The 22,583-nt window shown below is 57.9% G+C and carries 19 protein-coding genes; 14 read left to right on the top strand and 5 right to left on the bottom strand.

Translation table 11 applies throughout. From position 1 onward, the window contains the following. Window positions 1-82: 82 nt before the first annotated feature. Window positions 83-1,171 carry an LLM class flavin-dependent oxidoreductase gene (locus ACW9JC_RS01275; protein ID WP_457453086.1) on the bottom strand — a complete coding sequence of 363 codons (1,089 nt, stop codon included), beginning with the start codon at window positions 1,169-1,171 and terminating at the stop codon, window positions 83-85. Window positions 1,172-1,554: 383 nt separating this feature from the next. Here ACW9JC_RS01275 and ACW9JC_RS01270 point away from each other — a divergent pair, with 383 nt between their 5' ends. The 6 genes from ACW9JC_RS01270 to ACW9JC_RS01245 all read left to right on the top strand — a co-directional run bounded on the left by ACW9JC_RS01270 (window position 1,555) and on the right by ACW9JC_RS01245 (window position 6,375). Beyond that, window positions 1,555-2,439, top strand: a complete 885-nt coding sequence (locus ACW9JC_RS01270) for an ABC transporter permease (RefSeq protein WP_457453084.1) — start codon at window positions 1,555-1,557, stop codon at window positions 2,437-2,439. Window position 2,440: 1 nt separating this feature from the next. Next, entirely contained in the window at window positions 2,441-3,241 is an 801-nt protein-coding gene (locus ACW9JC_RS01265) for an ABC transporter ATP-binding protein (RefSeq protein WP_457453082.1), read from the top strand. Between the two features lie 37 nt (window positions 3,242-3,278). Next, entirely contained in the window at window positions 3,279-4,304 is a 1,026-nt protein-coding gene (locus ACW9JC_RS01260) for an ABC transporter substrate-binding protein (RefSeq protein ID WP_457453081.1), read from the top strand. A gap of 46 nt (window positions 4,305-4,350) precedes the next feature. Then, on the top strand, window positions 4,351-5,163 hold the full coding sequence (locus ACW9JC_RS01255; protein WP_457453079.1) for an energy transducer TonB: 813 nt from the start codon (window positions 4,351-4,353) through the stop codon (window positions 5,161-5,163). Between the two features lie 86 nt (window positions 5,164-5,249). After that, window positions 5,250-5,972, top strand: a complete 723-nt coding sequence (locus ACW9JC_RS01250) for a MotA/TolQ/ExbB proton channel family protein (protein WP_448107586.1) — start codon at window positions 5,250-5,252, stop codon at window positions 5,970-5,972. Between the two features lies 1 nt (window position 5,973). Beyond that, window positions 5,974-6,375, top strand: coding sequence for an ExbD/TolR family protein (locus ACW9JC_RS01245; RefSeq protein ID WP_457453076.1), 402 nt, complete (start codon window positions 5,974-5,976; stop codon window positions 6,373-6,375). 131 nt (window positions 6,376-6,506) lie between these two features. On the opposite strand, the gene ACW9JC_RS01240 is transcribed toward ACW9JC_RS01245, so the two are convergent. Continuing rightward, entirely contained in the window at window positions 6,507-6,749 is a 243-nt protein-coding gene (locus tag ACW9JC_RS01240) for a hypothetical protein (protein WP_457453075.1), read from the bottom strand. 753 nt (window positions 6,750-7,502) lie between these two features. Here ACW9JC_RS01240 and ACW9JC_RS01235 point away from each other — a divergent pair. Further along, entirely contained in the window at window positions 7,503-8,159 is a 657-nt protein-coding gene (locus ACW9JC_RS01235; protein ID WP_457453073.1) for a trypsin-like peptidase domain-containing protein, read from the top strand. A 43-nt stretch (window positions 8,160-8,202) separates the two neighbouring features. On the opposite strand, the gene ACW9JC_RS01230 is transcribed toward ACW9JC_RS01235, so the two are convergent. After that, a complete protein-coding gene (locus ACW9JC_RS01230) occupies window positions 8,203-9,090 on the bottom strand; it encodes a LysR family transcriptional regulator (RefSeq protein WP_457453071.1) in 888 nt (295 codons plus the stop codon). Window positions 9,091-9,214: 124 nt separating this feature from the next. Here ACW9JC_RS01230 and ACW9JC_RS01225 point away from each other — a divergent pair, with 124 nt between their 5' ends. Next, a complete protein-coding gene (locus ACW9JC_RS01225; RefSeq protein WP_457453069.1) occupies window positions 9,215-10,645 on the top strand; it encodes an aldehyde dehydrogenase family protein in 1,431 nt (476 codons plus the stop codon). A gap of 71 nt (window positions 10,646-10,716) precedes the next feature. Here ACW9JC_RS01225 and ACW9JC_RS01220 read toward each other — a convergent pair whose 3' ends face one another. Both ACW9JC_RS01220 and ACW9JC_RS01215 read right to left on the bottom strand, forming a co-directional pair. Continuing rightward, the gene (locus ACW9JC_RS01220) at window positions 10,717-11,934 is read right to left on the bottom strand and encodes a fumarylacetoacetate hydrolase family protein (protein ID WP_457453067.1); all 1,218 of its coding nucleotides are present in this window, start codon (window positions 11,932-11,934) and stop codon (window positions 10,717-10,719) included. A gap of 26 nt (window positions 11,935-11,960) precedes the next feature. Next, complete coding sequence (locus tag ACW9JC_RS01215; RefSeq protein ID WP_457453066.1) at window positions 11,961-13,745, bottom strand: IlvD/Edd family dehydratase; 1,785 nt, start codon at window positions 13,743-13,745, stop codon at window positions 11,961-11,963. Window positions 13,746-14,021: 276 nt separating this feature from the next. On the opposite strand from ACW9JC_RS01215, the gene ACW9JC_RS01210 reads away from it, so the two are divergent. The 6 genes from ACW9JC_RS01210 to ACW9JC_RS01185 all read left to right on the top strand — a co-directional run bounded on the left by ACW9JC_RS01210 (window position 14,022) and on the right by ACW9JC_RS01185 (window position 22,571). Beyond that, window positions 14,022-15,059, top strand: a complete 1,038-nt coding sequence (locus ACW9JC_RS01210; protein WP_457453064.1) for a LacI family DNA-binding transcriptional regulator — start codon at window positions 14,022-14,024, stop codon at window positions 15,057-15,059. Between the two features lie 184 nt (window positions 15,060-15,243). Continuing rightward, entirely contained in the window at window positions 15,244-16,596 is a 1,353-nt protein-coding gene (locus ACW9JC_RS01205) for an MFS transporter (RefSeq protein WP_457453062.1), read from the top strand. A gap of 245 nt (window positions 16,597-16,841) precedes the next feature. Then, window positions 16,842-17,882, top strand: a complete 1,041-nt coding sequence (locus ACW9JC_RS01200; RefSeq protein WP_457453061.1) for a helix-turn-helix domain-containing protein — start codon at window positions 16,842-16,844, stop codon at window positions 17,880-17,882. Between the two features lie 82 nt (window positions 17,883-17,964). Then, on the top strand, window positions 17,965-18,759 hold the full coding sequence (ucpA, locus tag ACW9JC_RS01195) for an SDR family oxidoreductase UcpA (RefSeq protein ID WP_457453060.1): 795 nt from the start codon (window positions 17,965-17,967) through the stop codon (window positions 18,757-18,759). Window positions 18,760-18,842: 83 nt separating this feature from the next. Next, the gene (locus ACW9JC_RS01190; RefSeq protein WP_457453058.1) at window positions 18,843-20,249 is read left to right on the top strand and encodes an APC family permease; all 1,407 of its coding nucleotides are present in this window, start codon (window positions 18,843-18,845) and stop codon (window positions 20,247-20,249) included. A gap of 345 nt (window positions 20,250-20,594) precedes the next feature. Next, a complete protein-coding gene (locus ACW9JC_RS01185; RefSeq protein WP_457453056.1) occupies window positions 20,595-22,571 on the top strand; it encodes a primary-amine oxidase in 1,977 nt (658 codons plus the stop codon). Window positions 22,572-22,583: the final 12 nt, after the last annotated feature.

The following is a 22,583-nucleotide window of genomic DNA, read 5'->3' as shown; positions in this document are numbered from 1 at the left end:
AATGCACCCGGGAATTCCCGGGTGTCCATGTCTCTGTAGGAGCTGCCGCAGGCTGCGATCTTTTGTGGTTATGAAGTTAGGATCAGGCGACTTTTTCCGCCGCTTGCCGCTCACGCTCCGCCACCAGTTTGCGGGTCAGCGGGATCAGGCGTTTGCCGTAGTCGATGGCGTCTTCAAGCGGGTCGAAGCCACGGATAAGGAAGGTGGTGATGCCCAGGTCGTAGTAGTCGAGCAGCGCTTCGGCCACTTGTTCCGGCGTGCCAACCAGTGAGGTCGAGTTGCCTTGTGCACCCAGCAAGCCAGCGATGCCGGTCCACAGTCGCTTGTCCAGGCGTGCGCCTTGGGCGGCAGCGGCGAGCAGGCGGCGGGAGCCTTCGTTCGGTGGCTCGCGGCGCACAAATCCGTTCTGTTCGGCCAGCGCAGTGGCCTGTTGCAGGATGCGCTCGGCACGTTCCCAGGCCTGGTCTTCGGTGTCCGCCAGAATCGGGCGCAACGACAAACTGAAGCGAATGCTACGACCGTGTTTGGCGGCCTCGGCGCGCACTTGCTTCACCACGTCGCGCACTTGTTCGTAGGTTTCACCCCACAGCGCATACACGTCCGCATGCTTGCCCGCCACTTCGATGGCCGCCGTCGATGAACCGCCGAAATACAACGGAATGTGCGGCTGTTGAGGTGACTTCACGGCTGAGTGCGCACCCTCGACCTGGTAATACTTGCCGTCATAGTCGAAAGGCTTTTCGCTGGTCCACTCCTGACGCAACACACTGAGGTATTCATCGGTACGCGCATAGCGATCGTCCTTGCCGATGTAGCTGCCATCGGCACGCAGTTCGCGATCATCGCCGCCGGTAATGATGTGCACGGCGGTGCGCCCGCCATTGAATACATCGAGGGTGGTGAACTGTCGTGCGGCCAAAGTCGGCGCGGCAAAGCCCGGTCGATGGGCAATCAGGAACTTGAGGTTTTTCGTCACGCTGGCGGCGTGCGAGGCAATCAGCGTGCTGTCCGGGCTGTTGGAGTGGAAAGCCACCAACGCCCGGTCAAACCCGGCTTCGTCATGGGCGCGTGCCACTGTTTCCACATAGTCGGGCTGCAGGACAGGACCGCTGCGAGGGTGGATTTCCGAAGAATGGTGACCGCCGATGTAGCCGATGAATTCAATACTCATGATGAGTTCCTTGTCGTTGGATAGGCGTGATTCAAGCCTCCACCTGGCATTGGGGTCGGTCTGTGGGATCAAAAATAGGCGTAGCGTGGGAGCGTGTGAAATGCCGTTTGGTTCTAAGTTAATTATTAAAATACGGAATGAAGGTGATCGTCTTGTATGAGTTATACGCATTTTACGCGGCGACTTCCATGCAGCCCGCAGCGGACAAGGAACGCGCATATTTATTATGCAAACAATTTATCAGGCTGGCCTGATATCTGATTTTTAATCATATTAGGTTATTCCTAAAAAGAATTTCACTGAGGTTTTTTATGCGAATAGCATGAAAACCGAAGCTGATGCATGGCACCTCTGGCCATGTTCTTTTTGAGGAAGGAAGCCTGATGACTGAAAAGACCTTCGATACATCGAGCGCCAGCAGCTCGTTTTCCGTCACCAAGGCTGCTCGCCACACCGGTGAGTTGCAGGGCGCGTCGAAGTTGCTGCCCCATTGGTTGCGCAACTGGCGGACACCTGAAGTGCTGCTGCGTTTGCTCAGCCCGATCGCACTGTTGCTGTTATGGGAATTAGCCTCGCAAGCAGGGCTGATCCCACAACGCGTCATCGCCGCACCCTCGCAGATCGGCGGCACGCTCTGGGCGATGATTGCGTCCGGCGAACTGGGTAAGCACTTGCTGGTGTCACTGCAACGGGCATTGGTGGGTTTAAGCATCGGCGTCAGCATTGGTGTGGTCGCGGCGCTGATCAGCGGGTTGTCCAAGCGCGGAGAGGTGATACTCGATTCACCGCTGCAAATGCTGCGCACCATTCCTTCGCTGGCGTTGGTGCCACTGTTCATTCTCTGGTTCGGTATCGGCGAATTCACCAAGATCGCGCTGATCGTCACCGGCACGACTTTTCCGGTGTACCTGAACCTCTTCGCCGGTATTCGCAACATCGACCCCAAGCTGATCGAGGCCGCTAACACCTTGGGCCTGAGTCGCCGCGAGTTGATCTGGCACGTGATTCTGCCGGGTTCCTTGCCCTCATTCTTTGTCGGCCTGCGCTACTCCCTGGGGATTTCCTGGTTGGCGCTGGTGTTCGTCGAGCAAATCAACACCACCGCCGGTATCGGCTTCCTGGCCAGTGATGCGCGGGACTTCATGCGCACCGACGTGATCGTCATTTGCCTGCTGATTTACAGCGTCCTCGGTCTGTTGATCGACGGACTGATCCGTACGCTGGAGCGTTTCGCCCTGGCCTGGCGCCCAACTTTTGTGAGGAATTGATATGTCGAGCATCGATCTTCTGGACGCGTCCAAAGCACTACATTCGGCAGCACCGGTACAACTGCGCAATGTGGTGCGCCAGTTCGGCCAGCAACGGGTCATCGATGGCCTGGATCTGGACATCGCCCCCGGCGAATTCGTCGCGTTGCTGGGGGCCAGTGGTTCGGGCAAGACCACGTTGCTGCGCAGCCTTGCCGGGCTCGACAGTATCGACAGTGGTCAATTGCTGGTGCCGAAGGCGAGGGCGGCGGTGTTTCAGGAACCGCGCCTGATGCCCTGGAAGCGCGCCTGGAAGAACGTGATTCTTGGCCTGCACATCCCGGATGCCAAGGCTCGCGCAGTGCAGGCGCTGACCGAAGTGGGATTGGCTCACCGGCTCGAAGCCTATCCGGCCACGCTCTCCGGCGGTGAAGCACAACGCGTGGCCCTGGCCCGTGGTTTGGTTCGCGAGCCCAAGCTGTTGCTGCTGGATGAACCGTTCGCCGCACTTGATGCATTGACCCGGATTCGCATGCATCGGCTGATCATCGAGTTGTGGCGTAAACACACGCCAGCGGTGCTGCTGGTCACCCATGACGTGGATGAAGCCATCCTGCTGGCTGACCGGGTCATCGTACTCGCCAATGGCAAGATCGCCGACCAATTGACCATCGACCTGCCTCGGGCCCGAGACACCGGCCAGGACGGTTTTCAAGCCATCCGCGCGCGGCTGTTGGGTTTGCTGGGGGTTGAAGTGGAAACCACGGCCGTCGCTGAGCGCCGGCCAGCCAACACCTCGGTCCGGCGTTTCGCTCATGGCTGATTCCGTTTCCAGTTTTTTGATCCAGGGAGGGTCCACCATGTCGCTACGGGTATGGAAATCTGCAGCTGTTTTGCTCTCGGGAGCCGCACTGTTGCTCAGCGGTTGCGGTGAAACGGTCGACAACAAATCGGCATCCTCCATTCAGACCGATTTGTCCGGTGTGACGCTGGTGCTGGGCGATCAAGCCAAAGGCTTGCGCACCGTGGTCGAGGCAGCGAATGCGTTGGAAGGCATTGACTACAAGGTCGAGTGGGCGAACTTCCAGGGTGCGGCGCCGTTGTTCGAAGCCTTGCGCGCCGGCGCCGTCGACCTCGCGCCGGCCGGTGATACGCCGGTGCTTGCGGCTGCCACTGGCGGCACGCCGTTGCGCATCGTCGCTGTGCGGCGCAGCCAGTCGAGGGGGATTGCGATCCTGGTGCCCGCCGATTCGGCCATTCATAGCGTTGCGGATTTGAAAGGTCGAAACGTTGTGGTGTCTTCGGCCCGAGGCAGCATTTCCCAGTACCTGTTGATTCGTGCGCTGGCCAATGCCGGGGTCGATGAGAAAGACGTCAACATCGGATTCGTCCTGCCGACCGACGCTCTCGCAGCGTTCAATGCCGGCAAGATCGAAGCCTGGGCAACGTTCGGTATCTATCAGGCGTTTGCCGAGCAGCAGGGCGCGCGGGTGTTGATCAGCGGCGAGGGCATCAATACCGGGCTGACGTTTATTACGGCTTCGGACGAAGCCCTCACCGACCCGCTCAAGCGCAAGGCGCTCAGTGACGTGTTGCAGCGTTTCGCCAAGGCGTTCGAGTGGGCCCGGCAGAACCCTGATGAGTACGCCCGGGTGTTCGCCAAGGTCAACGACATTCCTCTGGACGTCTCGAAACGCCTGCGCAGTTGGGGCGATGAGTCGCTGCTGCCACTCGAATCGCGAGATGTTCAAGCCTTGCAGCAAGTCGATGATCTGTTCGTGGAAAAGAACATCTTTCCCCATCGTGTCGACGTCGAGAAGCTCACGGACACCGCAGTGTTTTCCGCAGCGCCGTTGACGGTGACGCAGTCCGGATCGACGCGTTAGTCCGGGTCGCGGTACGCGTTCTATTAAGCATTACAGGAGTCTTTCAATGGGCAATGTCCAGAGCGCCACCAGTGCCCTTGAGGTGTTTCGACACCCGTTACCCGGTGGCGAACTGCTCGATATCGGTCGGGTTTTCCGCGAACCCCTGGCGTTGTCGCGTCTGCACAGCACGCCCAAGCGTGTGTTGAGTCGTCGTGAGGTGGTCTTGCTGGGGGTGTTTGCGTTGGTGCTGCATGGTGCGGTGATTGTCTGGGTCAACCAGGCACCGCCGCCGCAGCTGCCCGTGGTGCCGCCGGAGATTCCGCCGATGACCATCGAGTTCTCGCAACCGGCACCGCCCGTGGTGGTACCACCGCCGCCCGAGCCGATCCCGCAGCCAGTGGTCGAACCGCCACCGCCGGTGGAGGATGAACTGGCCGTGAAACCACCGCCGCCGAAACCGGTTCCCAAGCCAAAACCGGTGGTCAAGCCTGTGCCGAAACCCGTGGCGAAACCGGTGGAGCAACCACCGGCACCGCCTGCACCGCCACAGCCGGTCGCCGCGCCGGCTCCACCCGCACCGCCTGCACCGAAACCGGTGACGCCGGCCTCGGCCAGCGCCGCTTACTTGAAGAACCCGGCACCGGAGTATCCATCGCTGGCGATGCGTCGCGGTTGGGAAGGCACAGTGTTGTTGCGGGTGCATGTGTTGGCCAGTGGCAAACCGGGTGAGATCCAGATCCAGAAAAGCAGTGGCCGCGATCAACTCGATGACGCGGCGCTGGCAGCAGTGAAGCGCTGGAGTTTCGTGCCGGCCAAGCAGGGCGATGTCGCCCAGGACGGCTGGGTCAGCGTGCCGATCGATTTCAAAATCAAGTAACTCGAACCTACTGAAGTACACCGCGGGCTACCTGACACAAGGCGCATCGCTACAACCGATCCAATGCCTTGCTGGAGAGCCTGACCATGAACCTGATCGCATCCCCTTTCGAATCCATCGAACACGCCGTCATCTGGCTGTTGATCCTCTTTTCCGTCGCGACCTGGGGCCTGGCGTTGCTCAAGGGTTTGCAGTTCACTCGCCTGAAGACGCAAGACCGAAAATTTCATAAACAATTCTGGGCTGCTTCCAGCCTGGACTCGGCCGCCGAACTCGCCAACAACCAGCCCGGCGCGGCGGCCCGTGTGGCGCTGGCCGGTTATGCAGCGATTCAGGTCAGCGATAACCAGAACGCTGATTTGAGCCAGTCGATCAACCATCAGGACCGTCTCGAACGCGCCTTGCGTCAGCAGATCGTGCGTGAGCGGCGTTCGCTGGAAAGTGGCCTGGCGATCCTCGCCAGTATCGGCAGCACGTCGCCCTTTATCGGTCTGTTCGGGACGGTGTGGGGAATCATGTCGGCGCTCAAAGGCATCAGTGCGGCGGGCTCGGCGAGCCTGGAAACCGTCGCCGGGCCGATCGGTGCGGCCCTGGTCGCCACGGGCGTCGGCATCGCTGTCGCGGTACCGGCGGTGCTGGTTTACAACTATTTTCTGCGTCGCCTGAAACTGACTGCGGCCGACCTCGACGACTTTGCCCACGACTTCTACAGCCTGGCGCAGAAGCATTCGTTCCGCGTGCTGTTGCACCCGGTATTGAGCAAGTCCGGCGCCACCGTCGCCGGTCAGAAAGTCAAGGAGGCCTCCTGACATGGCATTTTCCACACAAGACAGCGATGAAGTGCTCAGCGAGATCAACGTCACACCCTTGGTGGACGTCATGTTGGTGCTGCTGGTGGTGTTCATCGTCACCGCGCCGTTGCTGACCAACTCGATTCCGATCAACCTGCCGAAGACCGAAGCGGTAGCACCGGTGGAGCAAAAAGACCCGCTGGTGGTGAGCATCGACGACAAGGGCAAGGTGTTCATCAACAAGGACGAAATCCAGCCTGACTTGCTGGAAGTCAATCTCAAGTCCGCCAAGACCATAGATGCGGAGGTGCGCGTGCAGCTTCAGGCGGACAACGGAGTGAATTATGGCGAAGTGGCCCGCGCGATGGCCTCGATCGAGCGGGCGGGGATTACCAAGTTGTCGGTGATTACAGCGAAGTGATTTCAGGCTCTAACGCGTATTGAGAATGAACGCAAAGCAAGAGGATCAGGCCTCTTGCTTCGTTTTACTGAGCCGTCGTTTGTACGGCGATGCTCATAACGCCACCAATCGCCGGTTCCACCACCCGATACTCAATGTTCGTAGCGTCCGTCGCGGAACAACGCATGAAACCAATCTCCGATCATGTTGCGCGAGCCCGAAAGCGTCACTATGTCGCCTCCCTGGCCACCGAAGTACTGGTTAAGGTTTGAAATCAGGCACGAATCCGCATTTACTTCCAAAAATCCGCCATCAACAGTGATCTGGCCAAACGAGCCATTGGTGCCGATGTAGATGTTCTTGCGCTTGCGACCGCTTGCACTTGTCCAGCTCATGTCTCCCTGGAAACAATGCAGAATGGTGCAATAAGTGGGCGCGCCGTTACATTTGTCGTCGAGAATTTTGCTGAAGTAGTTCCGCGAACAAAGCCTTCTTCTTGATCGGCAACTGAAGCGTTGCTGGTTACATTCGTTGCGTACTCAGTATAGAGGCCGCCGCTCACACCCCAACCGATAACAACGTGATCTATTATCGTGTAGGTACCATAGAAGCAGCATACCCGTCCGGTATTGTTGTTATCCCTGTTGCCGTTGACCTGAATGTTTCTTAGACCGAACCAAGAGGGCGCCCGGCTATCTGTTGCAACCGGAAAACCAGTGCCGGTCAAGACCGCGAAGTTCTCTGAAGTGACAAAGTCACCGTGCCGCGAGGTACGAAAGGAATAAGGGCAGCCCCGTGGTTGGGATTCATCAGGCTTTCTACGGGTAGCGCAATTTCAGCGGACTCAGTTGATTCGTAAACCGTCATATTCACCTCGATGAAGAATATCTGGGGCGAAGAGTCTATAGCGGTTTCTGGTGTTCGCTTTCGTTTTTGGCGTTTTTCTGGCGTCAGATATTTGAATCTGTGAAGCTGATCAAAAAGCGATTGGATTTAGTGCGATTTGGTCATACGGGTCATGGCAAATTCATCCATAAGTAAATAAGGTCGAACTAGGGGCAAGCGGCGAGGCGTATTGCAAGCCGACAAAAGACAAAATAATGACAACAAAAACAGTCGTACTCTCTCTATTAAGTCGGTGATCCATCATGATCAAGATCATGGCCTGCTTTCTAATAGGAGCTTTAACTGCAGGATGCAATGGCTTCGTTAAACCCGACTTATCGGGACCTGTTAATGATTCATACTTCCTGGTCTATTCAGGCTTTCCTCTGCCTTATGTATACATGGCCTCTGCCGTGCAATGGAACGATGACTACGCCGTCACCATTCGCCATATGCCGTTCATCCCCAACGTGAAATACAGTTGCAGCACAGGCTGCGACCTGGTCTTCATCCAGCACAAGGCCAACGGCCGCTACCCGTCCTGGCGCGCACCGCGTGCGGGCGAAAGCATAACGGCTGTGGGGGTGAGTCCTTACCTGGTGACCATGACCGGGAAAGGCAAGGTCTATCAAACGCCGTTCGTCAATGCCGATGAACACAGTGGTGAGCTTTATGCCATTCATGATGCCCCGCTGATCAAGGGCATGTCGGGTGGGCCGGTCATCACCAGTGACGGCAGTGTCGTCGGCATCAATATCGGTTTCCACTCAACCACGCTGAACGACGTGAGCAATCACTCCGGTATAAGCAAGGCTGAGAGGATCAGCATCTTCATTCCCTACTCCATCATTCAGCGCGAGTGGGGAATGTTGCAGGCAAAGCTTGGGGATTCGCGGGGCACGAAGTATGTGGCGAAGTAGTGTTCCGCGATCTGTCGGGTCGGTAGCGACATGATCGCGGTTGTCACAACGCGTGCGCCAGATCAATCAGCGCGCGCAATCGCGCCGGCACGAAGCGATGGCCCGAGTAATAAAGCCTCAAACCGCCAAACGACGGGCACCAAGGCATCAGCACCGGCACCAGGGCGCCGCTGGCCAGTTCTTCCTGGATGAACCACTCGGAAATGAACCCGATGCCAAGGCCCATCAGCACGGCCTGTTTGATGGCCAGCATCTCGTTGAAGGTGAAGCGCACCGGCAGGTCCATCTGCAACTTCTCACCGTCTCGCTCCAGTTCCCACAGGTACAGGCCACCGTGGGCCATTCGCATGCCGATGCTCTGGTGAGTGAGCAAGTCTCGCGGATGCTCGGGGATGCCATGGCGTTCGAGATACTCCGGCGTTGCCACCACCAGCATCCGGATGTCATCTGAGAGCCTCACGGCAATCATGTCCTGCGGCACGGACTCTGCCAGGCGAATCCCGGCATCGAAGCCTGCGGCGACGATGTCGACCATGTTTGATTCGCTGACGATGTCGATGCGCACCTTGGGATAGCGCTCGGCGTACTGCTTGAACAGCGGCTCCAGCAGCAAGTAGGCCGCGCCATGCGGTGCATTGATGCGCAGGGTGCCGCTGGGTTCGTCGAGGCCGACGCTGGCCTCTTCGCCGGCACTTTTGATTTGCGCCAACGCAGGGGCGATTCGCTCCACATAGCGTTGCCCGATGTCGGTGAGGGCCACGCTGCGCGTGGAGCGATTGAACAGGCGCACTTTCAGGCGCGCTTCCAGGCCGGCCACCGCGCTGCTCACAGCGGTGGAGGACATGCCCAATTCCTGTGCCGCGCCACGAAAACTGCTGCGGCGCGCAACGGCCAGCACCACTTCTAGCTCGGTCATTCCTGTTCTGTGCATGGATTGTCCTGAAAATAAGGATGCGTCATGCGCAAAAGGATAGCTTATCGGAACAATCAGCCCCCCATAGACTTCGCTGCATACAGGCTCGATACGGGCCAGTCGTTTTCAACGAGGAGGCGCCATGCAGCGCATTGATCACATCTACATCAACGGCGAATTTGTCATCCCGCACGGTCAGGAATGGTTCGACCTCCACAACCCGAGCACTGAAGCCGTCATCGGTCAGGTTCGACTGGGCGATGCACTGGATGCACAGCGTGCCATCGCCGCCGCCAAGGCTGCCTTCCCGGCCTGGTCTCGTACCAGTCGGGAGGAGCGTATCGCGGCACTGCAACGGATGCACCGGGCCGTGGCGGCGAGGGAGGAGGAACTGCTGGAAGCCATTCTCGTGGAATACGGCGCGCCTTCGGTTCGCGGGCGCTGGATGGCGGCTTACCCGGCGGATGTGATTGCGCAAGCGATCGATGCATTACAGGCATTCGATTTCGAGGAACAGGTCGGCATGGCCAGGGTCATTCTCACGCCCGTGGGCGTTACCGGTCTGATCACGCCCTGGAACAGCAATGCGGGCTTCATCTGCAACAAGCTGGCCACTGCGCTGGCGGCAGGTTGCACCGCCGTCATCAAGCCCAGCGAGATGAGCGCATTGCAGACGCAGGTCGTGGTCAGTGCGTTGCACGAAGCGGGGCTGCCGCCGGGTGTATTCAATGTCGTCAACGGACGGGGCGATGTGGTTGGCGAGGAAATCGCCCGCCATCCCGATGTTGCCAAGATCTCATTCACAGGGTCGTCCGCAGTCGGACAGCATTTGGTCAAGACCGGCGCGGACACCATGAAGCGCGTAACGCTCGAACTGGGCGGCAAGTCGCCCACCGTGGTGCTGGACGATGCGGATTTCCAGGCGGTCATGCCCTTGGTCCTGCAAGCCGGATTCCTCAACAGCGGCCAGGCTTGCGTCGCGGGCACTCGCATCCTTGTACCGCGCAGGCGGCTGGCAGAGTTCGAGCGGGTTGCGAAGGAGGGCGTCTCACAGATTCAATCGGGCGATCCGCGCAACGCCGACACCGACATCGGCCCGATGGTGAGCCAGAAACAATGGGAACGGGTGCAGCGCTACATCCGCATCGGCCAGGAAGAAGGCGCGAGATTGCTGGCGGGTGGCGAAGGTCGTCCGGAAGGCTTGCATGCCGGCTGGTTCGTCAAACCCACGATCTTCACTGATGCCAACAACCGGATGCGCATCGCGCGGGAGGAAATCTTCGGCCCCGTGCTGACCATCATTCCCTACGAGGATGACGCTGATGCGATCAGCATTGCCAACGATACGGACTATGGGCTGAGCGCCCTGGTGCTGGGGAAAAGTCCCGAACGCTGTGTGAATGTCGCACGGCAGATCGATTCGGGACGAGTGCTCATCAACACGTTGGCCCATGAGCCGCGTGCTCCCTTCGGCGGCTTCAAGCATTCAGGCCTTGGGCGCGAAATGGGCAAGTGGGGGATGAGCGCATATCTGGAGCCGAAAACATTGATCACGAATGACCTGTTGAAATGACCGTGTGGGACCAGGAAGCAGATCGACCGCAGGAAACGGTTGATCTGCGCCCATGGAAGTTGTCGTTTTGGCTACCGTGGCTTGATCGCAGCAGAAACCAACCCACGGCTTTGCAAGTTGTCGAGCAGGGCGCGATAACCCATTTGCCAGGCCGGAGCGCGATCGCTTGTTGTCACCCGGTTGACCAGCGTGCCGAACTTGGCGCTGCTGATGGCTACCATGTCACCCTTTTTATGGGTAAAGCCTCCGCCGGGCAGATCGCGATCTTGCTTGGGCGCAAACAGGGTGCCGAGAAACAGCACAAAACCATCCGGGTACTGATGGTTCTCGTTAAGCGTTTGAGCGACCAGATCCAGTGGGTCGCGGCTGATCTGGTTCATGGAGCTGCTGCCATCCATGATGAAACCATCCTCGCCGACGACACGCAGTGCGACTTCTGCTGCGCGTACGTCTTCGATGCCGAAGGTTTCATCGAACAGCCGGATAAATGGCCCAAGCGCGGTCGACGCATTGTTGTCTTTGGCTTTGGAAAGCAGCAACGCACTGCGCCCTTCGAAATCGCGAAGGTTGACATCATTACCCAGCGTTGCGCCCTGTACCTTGCCGCGACTGGAAACTGCCAGTACCACTTCAGGCTCAGGATTGTTCCAGCTGGATTTCGGGTGAATACCGATGTCTGATCCGAAGCCCACCGCTGACAACGGCTGAGCTTTGGTGAAGATCTCGGCATCCGGACCAATGCCCACTTCGAGGTACTGCGACCACATGCCTTGGCTTATCAGCACTTCCTTGAGCGCGGCGGCTTGGGAAGAGCCCGGCACGATTTGCCCGAGGTCAGCACCGATGCTCTCTACCAGGGTTGCGCGAATGCTATCGGCCTTGGCCGGGTCGCCCTTGGCCTGCTCTTCGACCACTCGCTCAAGCATGCTGGTGGCGAAGGTAACCCCGGCAGCTTTCACCGCTTGCAAGTCGATCGGAGCCAACAGCCACGGCCGTGTTTCGTCGCGAACGGATGCATCACTGTTGATGAGCAGATCGTCAAGACTGATCAACGGCTCTTTCAACGGCAAGCTGCGCAGGTAAGCAACGGGCTCATCAAGCTCAAGCAACGCCGAAACGGTCGCCACTCGGGTACTGATGTCATGAACCTGCCCGTCTTTGAGCAGCACGACGGCGGGTCCTGCACTGGCGCCAGGAATCCAGGCGCGACTGATCCACGTGCCTTGAGCGAGGTCTTGGGCGGGAGCGTTGAGATCCGACAATGACGTTACAGCGGATGTTTGGGACATGTGCGTTAACCTTTGCAAAGAGCGAATCAGTGGGAGTGGCGTGGATCGCCGCTGCGTGCGATGACCCGCAAGTGCAAGGTCGCGGGCTCCAGGCAACCGCCGGTGGAGAGCTGGCCGACTTGCTGTCGGTAGAGTTCCTGCCACGGGGTTTGCGAAGCCGGGATGGAGGGTTTGAACGCCGCCTGGCGACGCGCCATTTCGCTTTCATCCACCAGCAGATCGACTCGACGGGCATTGAGGTCGACGCGAAGACGATCGTTGGTCTCCAGCAGTCCTATTCCTCCACCCACGGCGGCTTCCGGGGACATGTTAAGAATCGACGGACTTGCCGACGTACCGCTTTGGCGCCCGTCACCCAGGCAGGGAAGGGAATCGATGCCACGTTTGATCAGTGCTGCGGGTGGTGCCATGTTGACCACTTCGGCGCTGCCCGGATAACCCACAGTGCCGCAGCCCCGAATGACCAGAATGCAGCGCTCGTCGATGTCCAGAGCAGGGTCGTTGATGCGGGCCTGATAGTCCTCAGGGCCTTCGAAAACGATGGCCCTGGCCTCGAAACTGTTTTCCGCGCCGGGTTCGGACAGATAGGTTTTACGGAACGCTTCGCCCACCACCGACATCTTCATGATGGCGCTGTCGAAGAAATTTCCGCTCAGTACGATGAAGCCGGCTCGCTGAATCAACGGGTCTTCGTAAGCGTGAATCACATCGGTATCGCTGGCGGCCGCGTTGCTGACGATCTCGCCAATGGTCTTGCCGGAGACCGTGGCGCAATCTTCATGCAGCCGACCGGCGTTCTTCAGTTCGTGCATCACGGCAGGCACGCCGCCGGCGCGGTGGAAACCTTCACCGAGGTATTTGCCGGCGGGCATGCAGTTGACCAGCAGGGGCACGTCTTCGCCGACGCGCTGCCAGTCTTCCAGGCTGAGGTCGATGCCGGTGTGCCGCGCGATAGCGATGAGGTGCGGCGGGCAATTGGTCGAGGCACCCAGTGCTGATGCCACGGCGATGGCATTCTCAAAGGCTTCGCGGGTCATGATTTGCGAAGGACGAACATCCTGACGGACCATGTCGACGATGCGCTTGCCAGTGGCATAAGCCATCTGGCCGCGTTCACGATAGGCTGCCGGAATGCTCGCGCAGCCTGGCAGCGACATGCCCAGCGCTTCGGCCAGCGCGTTCATCGACAACGCAGTGCCCATGGTGTTGCAGTGACCGATCGAAGGAGAGGCCGCGGTGGTCATCTCCATGAAGCCTTCGTAATCGATCTCACCGCTGGCCAGCAGGTTGCGCGCATGCCACAGCACCGTGCCGGACCCAATCAACTGGCCCTTGTGGTGTCCATCGAGCATTGGCCCGCCCGACAATACGATCGCCGGTATATCAACCGTCGCCGCCGCCATGAGACAGGCGGGAGTGGTCTTGTCGCAGCCAGTCGTCAGCACCACTCCATCCAGCGGGTACCCATGAAGAATCTCGACCAGGCCCAGGTAAGCCAGGTTGCGATCCAGTGCCGCAGTAGGACGCCGGGTTTGTTCGGCCATCGGGTGCACGGGGAACTCCATGGGAATGCCCCCGGCATCGCGAATGCCCGCTTTGGTGCGCTGCGAAAGTTCGAGGTGATGGCGGTTGCACGGCGCGAGATCGCTACCGGTTTGGGCGATACCGATGATGGGACGGCCCGATTGCAACTCCTCGCGCGTCATGCCGTAGTTCATGAAGCGTTCGACGTAGAGCGCGGTCATGTCAGCATGACTGGGATCGTCAAACCATTGTTGACTTCGCAGGGACCGAGGAGTTTTTTCAGGCATGGTTTTATCTCTTGTTAGGGGCGTATCAGCGGTAAGTGAACAGCCGCAGGAGGCGAGGAAGCCGGTTTTGAAAAGCATCCGTGGGCGTTCGAATGGCCTGATGTTACCGGTAACATTTTTTTTGTAAAGACCCAATGTCGATACTCGAATGGGCGCGGTAATCGCGTGCAACGAGCAGAGGTGGGCCTGTCAGTGGCCATGTATAATCAGCGACCATCCGTGTTGGTGGCGTTGATTTCCATGTCCGCCGGTCATTTTCAGGAAAACAGGACGTTCATGAGTTACGAGGATTCAGGCAAGACCACCACGCCGCCGCGAATGGCCGACGTCGCCAAACTGGCCGGTGTTTCGAAGATGACGGTTTCCCGGGTCCTGGCCGGTCGCGACGTGTCAGAGCGCACGCAAAAGCTTGTCCACGAAGCCATTGAAACGCTCGGCTATCTGCCTGATGCCTCTGCGGGAACCCTGGCCACCGGACGTTCGGAATTTATCGTGGCGTTGGTGCCATCATTGGCGAGCTCGAACTTTGCCGACACCGTGCGTGGCCTGAATGATGCCGTCAGCGAACACGGTTTGTGCCTGTTGTTGGGGGACACGGATTACCACCTGGAGCAAGAGGCATTGCTGGTGCGTACGCTGCTGCGCCATCGACCGGTGGGGGTGATGTTGACGGGCAGCGCGCATCTGGACGAAACCCGTAAGCTGCTGCGCCAGGCGCAAGTGCCGGTTGTCGAGACCTGGGACATTCCAGCCGACCCGATCGAGCAATCGGTCGGGTTCAGTAACGTGGCCGCCGCGGCGGCACTGTACGAACACCTGTATCAGCAAGGTTATCGGCGGATTGGCTACATCGGCGGTGCGTCGGTACTCGACCACCGTGGTCAGCAACGTCAGCAAGGCTACCTTCAGGCTGTCGCGGCGTTGGGGGTAGGGGAGCCCAGGGTGATGGAGTATGGCGAGTCGCCCATCACCATGAGCCATGGCGGAGAGTCCGTGAAGCGGCTGCTGGAAAAGTGGCCGGACACAGACGCGGTGATGTGCGTCAGCGACCTGTCGGCGTTCGGGGCAATCATGGAATGCCATCGACAGGGGCGACGGGTGCCCGAGGACATCGCGATCGCCGGGTTCGGTGATTTCGAAGTATCACGCTATTGCACGCCGACGATCACCACCGTCTCGGTTGATCCCTATCGAATCGGCCGGCGCGCCGGTGAATTACTGGTGGCCAGCGCTGCTGCACAGCGCCTTGGGCTGCCACGTCCGCGGGAGTTCGATGTCGTCGAATTCAAAATCCTGGCGCGCGAAAGCACCTGATTTTTTTTAACCGGGCCCGCTTGCTTTGCTCCGAAACTAATTGCTACATTAAAAATGTTACCGGTAACAGCATCACTTGCAGATTCCTTTTTCCTTGCGGATTGGCTTAGGTCAGCCCAAGGAACTCAAGGTCGCAAGCCAAAACAAAAACAATCGGCATGACGACATGCCTTGAGGTCAACACATGGAATCAGTATCTCAGCGTCCTCTCGAAGGAGAGGGCTCGGCGGAGCTTACCTCCGAGGATCGTACTTACCGCAAAGTCATCCTGCGCATCCTGCCGATCCTGCTGTTCTGCTACATGGCGGCGTACCTGGATCGGGTCAATATCGGTTTTGCCAAGCTGGACATGCTTAACGACCTGCAATTCAGCAACACCGTCTACGCGCTGGGTGCGAGCATTTTCTTCTGGGGCTATTTCCTCTTCGAAGTACCCAGCAACCTGTTCCTCCATCGCTTTGGCGCGCGCCTCTGGATTGCCCGCATCATGGTCACCTGGAGCATTGTCTCCATGGCTGTAGCGTTTACCGTACCGCTGGCCAGCTTCTTTCACATCGAATCGGAAACCATGTTTTACGTGCTGCGCTTCCTGCTGGGGATATGCGAAGCCGGTTTCTTCCCAGGGGTGATTCTCTACCTCAACTACTGGTTTCCGACGCACCGGCAAAGCCGGGTCATGGCGGGCTTCCTGATGGCCATGCCGATCAGCCTGACCTTGGGCGGGATTTTGTCAGGGTGGTTGATGGGGGCGATGCAGGGTGTCCACGGTATGGCCGGTTGGCAGTGGATGCTGATCATCGAAGGCATTCCGTCGTTGATCATGGCCGTTGTCGTGGTGACTTTGCTGGTCGATAAAATCGACAACGCCAAGTGGCTGACGACGGCAGAAAAGAACATGCTCAAAAACAACCTCGATCGAGAAAACACCACAAAGGCGTCGAGCCTTCGGGATGTGATCTTCAATGGTCGAGTGTGGTTGCTGGTGCTGATCCTGCTGACATTCAATACTGGTTTTTACGGGCTGGCGTTCTGGATGCCGACGATCATCAAGGCCACGGGTATCTCCAATACACTGCACATCGGTTTACTGACGGCAATCCCGTACTCCACCGCCATCGTCGCCATGACACTCAATGCCTGGCACTCCAACAAAACCGGCGAGCGCCGACTGCATGCGGCTATTCCTGCATTCATCGGTGGTATCGGGCTGATTTGCAGCGCCGTCTTTGCCCATAACCTGCCGGTGTCCATTTTCTTCCTCAGCGTCTCCGCCTCAGGCTTGCTGAGCCTGATGCCAATTTTCTGGACATTGCCAGGCACAGTGTTGTCCGGGGTGGCCGCAGCGGCGGGCATTGGCATGATCAACGCAATCGGCAACCTCTCAGGATTCACCGGCTCCATGATTACGGCTACCGCTGAGACACTGACGGGCGACATGAACAACGGCACCTATGTGCTGGGCGGCTGCCTGCTCGTCAGCTGTGTGCTGATCCTGCTGATTCCGAAAGCCATGCTTTCCAAAGACATCAAGGGCTGACTGACAGTCGTTGGGCTCGACCCTGTTCGATGATCGGGGTCGGCGACGCAGGCGTCCTCTGACGCCTGCAGGCCGGACTATCAAAAAAATGCGCAATCTCAGGCCGCACGCCCCTGGCCCTGCAAGCATCGTGTAAATTTAAAACTGTAGCCAATGAGCATAGGACGCGAGGCACAGGCTCGATCGGCGTTGAAAACGCCATTTCGAATAATAAAAAGAACACTGATGCGCCCAGGAGATATGCCATGAGATCGCAATCGGTCCAGCAAAAATCTCATCCAGCAGGATCCCTTCTTCACAAACCCCCGCTAGCGGCTGTCAAGGCCGGTGTGCAGTGTGTTTGCGTCACGGACGCGAACGTATTGGCGAATTCTTTATCTGAGTGGCAGCAAGAGTATTTGCAGATCAGCCCAGGGCAATTCGCAGGTTCGGTAACCGAAATTTCCGTTGGCGTGGTGCAGATCTTCCGCGAGGTAATGAATCAAGCGGTAGATCAACATGGGCAGACCTTGCCTGGCAAATTTGCCTTGGGCATTCCCATTGCATTGCGCGGCCACGGTTACTGGTGCGGTAAAGAGCTGGATTGCATTGATTCGGTTTTCTTCCTCCGGCCGGACTCCGAACTAAAATTCAAGACCCCGGGTTATTCCGATATCTATGGCGCATCCGTTGATGTTGAAGCCTTCAGGAAATACTCCCTGGATGACGAATTTGATGACGAAAGTGTCATCGCGCTGACCAAGGAAGTCAGTTCACTTGCGCCCGAAAAGTGCGCAGCGTTCAGGCAAGGGTTCGATAACTTCTTCCGTGCCGTCGAGGCCAATCCTTCAATTCTGGAATCGGCGTCAGCCAGAAAGCAGCTGACTTTCGACATCATGCAATTGCTCCTTGGCATGACAGCGGAGCTGCCCGTGTCCAAGAAATCTCACGCAGAGCAATTCATTCATCGTCATGTCGTAGACAGTGCGCGCAATTATATTCTTTCAAGGAAAAGTGAAGCTCTGACGGTTACTGACTTATGTGAAGGACTGCGAACCAGTCATCGTTCGTTGCACTATGCCTTCAATAAAGTCCTGGGTATTAGTCCCGTGACTTATCTGCGCTATATACGTTTGAACGGCGTCAGAGCGGAGCTTATCTCCAGCGATAAGCCAACCTTGATCAGTGAAGTGGCCGCCAATTGGGGCTTCTGGCATATGGGCATGTTCAGCGTCTACTACAAACATCTGTTTGGCGAACGGCCGTCCGAAACCCTGAAGAGCCATCGCGCGACGGCCATTACTTAAAAGCCAGTTGTGAAACAGCATGCCTGGGCAAATGACCTGAGCATGGCGGGATAACTTTTTTCAAAAAAAACCGGAGGACATCATGAGTAAGTTAAACGGGAAAGTGGCCTTGATTACCGGGGCTTCAAAAGGAATGGGTAAATCTCATGCCACGATCTACGCAAAGTACGGGGCCAACTTAATACTTGTTGATCTGGATGAATCGATCCATGAAGTTGCAGCAGAGATTCAAAATACCTACGGCGTGGAAGTGCTTGCACAAGTAGGCGATGTCACCGATCCGCAAACCATGCGCTTGATAGCCGAAAAAGGCATGCAGCGTTTTGGCAAGTTGAATGCGTTGGTTTGCAATGCCGGCGTTTGCCGGCTGGCGAAGTTTCTGGATTCCAGCGACGCCGATCTCGATCTGCACATTAACGTCAACGTCAAAGGTGCGTGGCATACCGCGCGGGCGGTTCTGCCCCACATGATCAACTCCGGCGGTGGTGCAGTGGTCGTCATGTCGTCCGTCACCGGTGACCTGACGGCCGATCCGGGTGAGGTGGCTTACGCCTTGTCCAAGTCCGCGCTGATTGGTTTCACCAAGGCGCTGGCGGTGGAAATGGCGCCCCATCACATCCGGGTCAATGCCATTTGCCCCGGCTTCATCTGGACGCCGATGGCCGAGCAAGTCGCCCGGCAAGTCAATCCGGACGATCCGAAGTCGGTGCTTGATGAACTGGCCACAGCCATTCCCATGAAACGGCTGGGCAGGCCCGACGAAGTCGGTGAGCTGTCGGCATTCCTCGCGTCGGACGAGTCCAGTTACATCAACGGTGCGCAAATCGTGATCGATGGTGCCAGCACGTTGCCCGAGACAGTCAGCATCGGGATGTAACCCCTTGGTGAATTTTCAGCAAGGACGCTACTGCATCGACCCATTGGCGTGATTCATAACAATAAAAGAGTGGAGCTTTTGTGATGACAGAGCTAACCGAATCCCTGCGTGAAGAGGCGCCTTTAGTCGGCGAAAAACTCAAGGGCAACCTGGGTACTTATCAGATCGCATTGTTGGTGATTGCCGCAGCCGCGCCTTTAGGCGCCGTTCTCACCGCCGCGCCCATTGGCTTTCAACTCGGCAACGGGCCGGGTTTGGCCGGAACATTTTTGGTGGCCGGGTTCTTGATGGTTTGTTTCTCGGTCGGCTATGGCGAGTTGATTCGCGCGATCCCGGGCGCGGGCGCGTTCTACAAGTATCTATCGGTGGTGTTTGGCCCGCGAGTTGGCGCGGGTGCGGCATGGGTCGCATTGGCGTCCTACCTGGCAATTACCATCGCCTTGGCAATTGTCTCGGGCTACTACACCAACTTGACCCTGCAAACATTTGGCGTGGACATTGGCTGGACGTCATGGACGGTGTTGTTCATGGCGCTGACGTCTTATCTGGGGCGGGCGAATATTGATTTTGCCGCGAAGATCCTGGTGCCCTTGGTGCTTGCAGAGTTCTTCATGCTGTTTTTGCTGGGCGTCTCCATTTTCATGGATAAAGGCCTCGCGGCGTTCCCGATTGAGGCGGTATCGGTTGATGCAATAACGTCGCCCGGCCTAGGCGTCGGCATGATGGTTGCGCTGGCAGCCTTCCTCGGTGTCGAGTCCGCAGCGCTGTATGCGATGGAAGCCAAGCGGCCGGAAAAATCCATTCCGGGTGCCACGCGTCTCGCGGTGGCTTTAGTGGCTGTCGCTTACTTTGTGATTATCTGGCTGGTCGTCGGCGGAATCGGGGTAGAGGCGATCAAGGGCGAAGCGGCAACGGCCCAAGGCGAACTGATCATCAACCTGTTTTCGACACGCCTGGGAGGCACAACGGCCACCCTTGTTTCGATCATGCTGTGCACCAGCAATTTTGCCTGTTTGTTGTCGCTGCACAACGCTGCCACTCGCTACGTGCATGTGCTGGCCAAAGATAAGCATTTGCCGAGTGTGCTATCGAACATTCATCCGCAAAAAAACTCCCCGGCCAATGCGAGTCTTCTGGTGACGGTGTTGGTTGCAGTCTGCATCGCCGTCCCGACGTCGCTGGGTTACGACGCCTTTGTCTTCCTTTTTCCGGTGACGCTAGCGCTGGCAACGCTTGGGATTATCGGGCTTCAGGCATTCATTTCGCTGGCGGTGGTTGCCTATTTCAAGAAGGGCAGCGATCGCCGGTATCTCAAAGTCCTGGTCTGCCCACTGGTTGCACTCGCGGGGCTTAGCCTGGCGGTTTACCTGATCTATGAGAACTACGGGCTACTGACTGGCAGTGAATCGGCCTGGGTGAATGGAACGCCGTTACTTCTGGTGGTGCTGTTCTTTTACGGCGTGATTAAAGGCCGTTTAAAGAAAAGTTGATTGAACAGTCGTTTGGACGCTGTAGCACCGCATGAGTGCAGGTTGCTCTTTGATAGTGCGAAGTACTGAGGAAAGTCTGGATAACTGGAATGCGCAGTAGGGTTGCCGACCTGACCGCAGCGTTGCCGGATCATTTATCCGCTGTGCCTTGATTGATTAAAAAGCCAGAAACATGCCAGCTCCTTTAGTTTGGCGAGTGTCCGCTGTGTTTCTGCCAATTTGTGTTAATGCGCCTGCGATAGTTGGTCGTAGTCTTTATGGGCCGACCTACCGCAGTGCTGCAGCTTCTTCATCGTCCGAATGCCTTTAAACCCAAAAGTACATTTGACTGGAAGAGTACGAAGCATGAACGTGAATCTTAAAATAACCACCGCGACCCACCCGCTTGACCCGCTTTCGCTAGAAGAACTTGCTTTGGCGAGTGGCATCCTGAAACGGGAAAAAAACCTTCACGATAAATGCCGCTTCCCGTACCTGCACCTCGCCGAGCCGGATAAGCGCGAGGTATTGGAGCATGTGCCAGGCCAGGCATTTACCCGGCGTGCATTTGCCTTGGTGCTGGATAAGTTGACGGGCAACACCTTCGAAGCGCTGGTGGATTTGAACAGCCAAACCCTTGTCGATTGGCAAGCGGTCGACATTGAAAGCCAGGGTCATGCACCGATCATGATTGAGGAGTTCGACCTGTGCGTGGAAGCCGTGCAGAACGATCCAGCGTGGCGTGCGGCCGTCAAGCGCCGGGGCCTCACCGATGCCGATATCGAAAACGTGCAGATCGATCCCTGGTCGTTTGGACATTTCGGTGATGACGAGCGTTATCAGGGCAAGCGGCTGATGCGTGGCGTCGCGTTCTACCGTGACAAACTGACCGACAACGGCTACGCCCACCCGATCGAAGGCCTGGTTGCAATCATCGACCTGAACAAGGGCGAGGTCATCGAACTGTTGGACGACGGCCGTCTGACGCCGATTCCCAAGGCCACGATCAACTACGATTCAGCGTCCCTGGGCAAGCCGCGCGAGGGGCTCAAACCGTTGCACATCACGCAGCCCGAGGGCGTGAGCTTCACCGTCGATGACTGGAAAGTGAGTTGGCAGGACTGGGAGTTCCGCGTCGGCTTCACGCCGCGTGAGGGTCTGGTTCTGCACCAACTGGGCTACAAGGACGGCGATGTCGTGCGCCCGATCCTCTACCGCGCCAGTGTCACCGACATGGGCGTTCCGTATTCGGACAACGAGCTCAATCATTACTGGAAATGCGCGTTCGACGGCGGCGAATACGGGCTCGGTCGTCTGGCCAACCAACTGGAACTGGGCTGCGACTGCCTGGGGGCGATTCGTTATTTCGATGTGCCTTCGGTCAATGATCAGGGCGAAGCTTTTGTCATGAAAAACGCTATCTGCATGCACGAGGAGGATTACGGCACGCTGTGGAAACACTATGAGTTTCGTACCGGCGTGTTCGAAGTGCGTCGCTCCCGGCGCCTGGTGATCAGCTTCTTCTGCACCGTGGCCAACTACGACTACGGTTTTTTCTGGTACCTGTATCAGGACGGAACGATTCAACTCGAAGCCAAACTGACCGGGATCATCCAGACCGCCGCGTTGGCCCCCGGTCAACGCCCCGCCAGTGGCGGCGGAATGGTCACGCCGGAGTTCTACGGCCCGACCCACCAGCATTTTTTCAGTGCGCGTTTGCACATGATGGTGGATGGCGAGCACAACTCGGTGACCGAGACCAATTTCCAGTCTCGCCCGCAAGGCGAGGGCAATACCTGGGGCAACGTCTTCGATAGTGTGACCACCACGTTTACCCATGAGCTGGACGCGGCCCGTGAGGCCAACGGCCAGACCGGACGCTTCTGGAAGATCATCAATCCGAACGTCAAGAACGCCGTCGGCAATCACCCCGGCTACAAGCTGATGGCCGAGCACAATCCGGTCATGCTCGCCCAACCCGACAGTTCGTTTGGTCGCCGCGCCGGGTTTGCCAGCAAGCACCTGTGGGTGACGCCTTACGCGCCCGGCGAGCGCTACGGCTCCGGCGATTACCCCAATCAGCATCGGGGTGACGGCCTCCCGCTGTACACGCAGAACAACCGCGAGATCCACAACCAGGATCTGGTGGTGTGGCACACCTTTGGCCATACCCACATCTGCAAGCCGGAGGATTTCCCGGTGATGCCGGTGGAATACGTCGGGTTCAAACTCAAGCCCAATAACTTCTTCAACGGCAACCCGGCCATGGACTTGCCGGCGAGCAAGGACCACGCCAGTGTCCAGGAGGGTCGGCCGGCCAGTTGCTGCAAACACAACGCCTGATCAGGCTTCAAT

This window comes from Pseudomonas sp. SDO5591_S426 (assembly GCF_054070755.1).
The sequence above is the reverse complement of the archived record's forward strand: the minus strand, read 5'-3'. Positions and strand labels throughout refer to the sequence as shown.